At 72.1% G+C, this 4,360-nt stretch carries 1 protein-coding gene (cut by a window edge); it reads right to left on the reverse strand.

The window, feature by feature from the left end; genetic code table 11:
- Window positions 1-4,358 carry the 5' portion of an SDR family NAD(P)-dependent oxidoreductase gene (locus GXW83_RS23755; protein ID WP_182445082.1) on the reverse strand. It extends 2,422 nt beyond the left edge of the window, so the window shows 4,358 of its 6,780 coding nt (coding positions 1-4,358); it begins with the start codon at window positions 4,356-4,358; its stop codon lies off the left edge, out of view.
- Window positions 4,359-4,360: the final 2 nt, after the last annotated feature.

Below are 4,360 nucleotides of genomic sequence, written 5' to 3' on the forward strand. Positions count from 1 at the left end.
AACAGTCCGACGGCGGACTGCAGGGCGGCGTCCAGCAGGCTCGGGTGGAGTACGTAGCCGTCGGCGTCGTCCGGCGTCCCGGACGGCAGCCGCAGCCGTGCCAGCGCCTGCCCGTCGCCGATCGCCACGCTCTCGATGCCGCGGTGCGCGGGACCGTAGTCGAGACCCATGGCCCGGTAGACGCGGTAGCACTGCTCGGCGCCCAACCGGGCGACACCGCACGCCGCCCGCAGCGCGGCCAGGTCGACTGCCACCGACGCGTCGGCGCCGACGAGGGCCCGCAGCGTCCCCTGGCTGTGCACGACGGCGTCCGCGTCGGGATCGCCTCCCGGGACGCCGGAGATTTCGAAGGCCACCTCCCCGGCGGCTCCGGCCTGCGCGGTGTACAGCGTCGTCATGACGTGTACGGGGCTCTCATCGACCGTCAGGGGCTGGGCCCACACAACGTTGCGGAGCACGGTCCGACGCGTGCGCCCGTCGAGTGAGGCGTCCAGTGCCGCCCGGGCCATCTCCAGGTGCGCGGCGGCCGGCAGCACCTTGCGGCCGTTGACGACGTGGTCGGCGAGGAAGGACTCATCGCCCGAGAAGACCGAGCCGAATCGCTGGGCGTCGAGGGTGGAGGTGTTGGTGTGCACGAGCGGGTGGAGCCGGCCGGCGCCGGAGCCGACGGGGCCGGGAGCCGCGGCCAGGTCGCCCACCCAGTAGCGCTCGCGGGCGAAGGGATAACCGGGCAGCGGGAGCATCCGGGGGCGCCGGGGACCGTACAGCTTGCCCCAGTCAACGTTCAGGCCCTTGACCCAGAGGTCGAGCAGCCGGTCGAACTTGCCCTTCTCGATCCACATGTCGACGGTCGCGGCCATGTCGCCGTCGTCACCGAGGGCGGTGAGCGCCTCCCGGTGCTCCTTGACGTTGCCGAGGTGCAGGTCCTCGATGTCCTGCTCGCCGGCGACGAACGCGGCGAGTTTCCCGGTGAGGTCGGCGGGTGAGCCGACGGGCAGGGCGAGCCGCAGGTCCATCGCCTCACGGCCGAGCTGAAGCGTGTGGGCGACGGCGCCGAGGTCGACCGCGGCGGGGTCCTGCGGGCGCAGCCAGTCGAGCAGGTCCCGGGCCCGCTCCCGGAGCCGCTCGGGGTCCTTCGCCGAGAGGACGATCAGGCACGGGCCGCCCGCGGGTGCGGGGACGGCCTCGGGGTCGACCCGGCGGTATTCCGCCACGACGACATGGGCGTTGGAGCCGCCGGCGCCGAACGAGGAGACCCCGGCGATCCGGTCGCCCTCGGCCGCACCCCCGTCGCCGCCGGTCATCGCGGGCCGGGTCCACTCGGCCGTCTCCCGCTGGAGCCGGAACGGCGTCCGGGTGAAGTCGATGTTGGGGTTGGGTTCCTGCGCGTGCAGGCTGGCCGCGATGCGCCCGTGCTGCATCTGGAGGACGGTCTTGAGCAGCCCGGCGATACCGGCGGCGGCCTCAAGGTGACCGATGTTGCTCTTCAGGGAGCCGATGGCGCAGCGCTGCCGGGAGCCGGTGTCCGACCCGAACGCCTGGACCAGCCCTTCGACCTCGATCGGATCGCCCAGTTCGGTGCCGGTGCCGTGCGCCTCCACGAAGCTCACCTCGTCGGCGCGGACGCCCGCGCGGGCGAGCGCCTCGCGGACGACCTCGGCCTGCGCGACCGGGTTGGGGACGGTGTAGCCGTGGGTCCGACCGCCGTGGTTGATGCTGCTGCCACGGATGACGGCCCGGATGTTGTCGTTGTCCCGCTCGGCGTCGGACAGCCGCTTGAGCAGGACGACGGCCACGCCCTCACCGGGCACGAAGCCGCTGCCGCCGGCTCCGAAGCTGCGGCACCTGCCGTCGTCCGACAGCATCCGCTTGCCGGACATCAGGGTGTAGTTCGACGGGTGCAGGTAGAGATTGACCCCGCCTGCGACGGCCAGGTCGCACTCGCCGCGGCGAAGGTGCTGGACCGCCTCGTGGACGGCGCTCAGCGACGACGAGCAGAGCGTGTCGACCGGCAGACTCGGCCCGGTGAGATCGAGCAGGTACGACACCCGGTTCGCCACCGACGCGAACGACGTCAGGGGGTGCAGCTTCTCGTTCCGTTTCCACAGGTCGGGCCCGTACAGGTCGAACCCGGTCTTCGAGACGCCGGCGAAGACACCCACCCTCCGGCGATGTGCGTCGGCCAGGCGCTGCCGGGTGTAGCCGGCGTCCTCCAGCGCGTTCCAGGACTCCTGCAGGAACAGACGCTCCTGCGGGTCCATGCTCATCGCCTCCTGCGGCGAGATGGCGAAGAAGAGCGGGTCGAACTCGGCGAACCCGTCCAGGAAACCGCCCCATTTGCTGTAGCTCAGGCCCGCCGCCACCGCCTCGTCGCGGTCGGGGTGGTAGAAGCCGGCCAGCGGCCAGCGGCCCTCGGGGATCTCGGTGACGCAGTCGCGCCCGGCGTCCAGGTTCTCCCAGAACTCCCGCAGGTTCCTGGCCTGCGGGAACCGCCCGCTCATGCCGATCACGGCGACCGCGTCCTCGGCATGCTCCGAGGCGGGCGCGGCCGCCTCGGGCGCCGGCCGCTCGGCGACGGAGGCGTTCGTCGCCCCCGGCGCCGGAGCGGCCTGCGGGATGGCCGCCGTTCCCGTCCAGTCCAGGCATCCCCGCCGGTGTGCCCGGAGGAAGTAGCGCGCGAGCGCATCCAGCGAATTGAACTCGTACAGCAGCGTCTTGGGCAGATCCGGGAAGACGTCGGCGAGTTTCCGGTTGAGCCGGGTGACGACGATGGAGTCGATGCCGTAGGTCGCCAGCGGCGCCTGGGCGTCGATCTTCGCTACCGGGAGGCCGATGGCACCGCTGAGCATCTGCCCGAGCCTGCGGACGACCTTGTGGTGCAGCGCCTCCTCGCTGATGCCCTCGGCAACTGCCGGGGCGGGTACGGGGACCGGGGCGGGTACGGCGGCGGCCGCCGGCTGCCCGAGAAACGTCCGGCGGATGCGCGGCCCGTCGCCCTCGACCGCCATCACCTGGCAGACGTCCGACGCGAGGGAGTCGTGGAAGACCTTGAGGCCCGACTCGGTGCGCAGGGCGCACATGCCCGTCCGCTTCCGCAGCGCCTGCTCCGTCTCCGCGTCGACCGGCATCCCGCCCTCGGCCCACAGCGGCCAGTTGAGCGAGAGGCTGCGGCCCGAACGCAGGCCCTGCGCGACCAGACCGCCCCGGTGGTGCGCGAACGCGTCCAAAAACGCGTTGGCGGCGGCGTAGTCGCACTGGCCGACGTTGCCCGTGACCGCCGCCGTGGAGGAGAACAGGGCGAAGAAGTCCAGCGCGTCGTCCTTGCTGGCGGCGTCCAGATTGAGGGCGCCAGCCGTTTTCGGGGCGAGCACCTCGCGCAGTTCCTCGGCGCTCTTGTGCGACACGAAACCGTCCCGGAGCACACCGGCGCTGTGGATGATGCCGTGGATGGCACCGTACTCACGCCGCACGTCGGCCAGGAACGCCTCGACACCGCCCGGGTCGGCCACGTCGAGTCGTGCGTACTCCACCCGCGCGTGCGGACGGTACAGGCCCTCGAGCAGCCGTCGCCGGTTGCTGTCGAGTGCGGAGCGGCCGCTCAGCAGGACGGACGCGTTCTGCACGGATCGCAGCAGATCCCGGGCGAAGATCAGCCCGAGCCCGCCGAGGCCGCCGGTGACGACGTAGGTACCGCCTTCCCGCCAGGGCGGGATCGTGTGCTCCGGGCTCGGCAGCTCGTCCCAAGCCAGTACCTCGCGGACGCCGTGGCGGAACCGCACGACGCGGTCACCGCTGTGCTCACGACTCGCCAGGATCTGGGCGGCGCCGGTGTGCGCCTCATCGGTGGCCGTGTCGACCAGCAGCAACTGGGGCACGATCGCGGGGTTCTCCAGGGCGGCGCTTCGGACCATGCCGATCAGACCCGAATCCAGGTTGTCCGCTCCCTCCCGGGAGCAGACGAGCTGAACCAGCGTGGCGGGCAGTTCCGGGTCGCCGGCCAGCGAGCGGAGCGAGCCGAGCACCTGGCCCGCGAGATCGGCGTAGCGGTCCGCGAGACCGGCGGCTCCGGCCCGCAGCAGGCGCACGTCGATCGTCGCGTCCCGCTGACGCAGGGCATCCGCCAGGGCCGGTGGCCCGGCGAGGAGCACCACATGTCCCGGCTTCCGCCCGGTCGCGGGGCTGTCGGCCGCCCGCCAGACCGGGTGGCACCGCACCAGTTCGGGCGACGGACCCGGGTCCTGGGCGTCCGTGGGCGGTCCCGTTCGGATCCGACGGTCCTTCAGGAACTGCTTGACGTGCTCCTTGGAGACACGATCGGCCTTGAGATCCAGCAGAAGCCGTTCCAGTTGGCTGTCCATGG

The organism is Streptacidiphilus sp. PB12-B1b, from assembly GCF_014084125.1.
Classification (GTDB): Bacteria; Actinomycetota; Actinomycetes; order Streptomycetales; family Streptomycetaceae; genus Streptacidiphilus.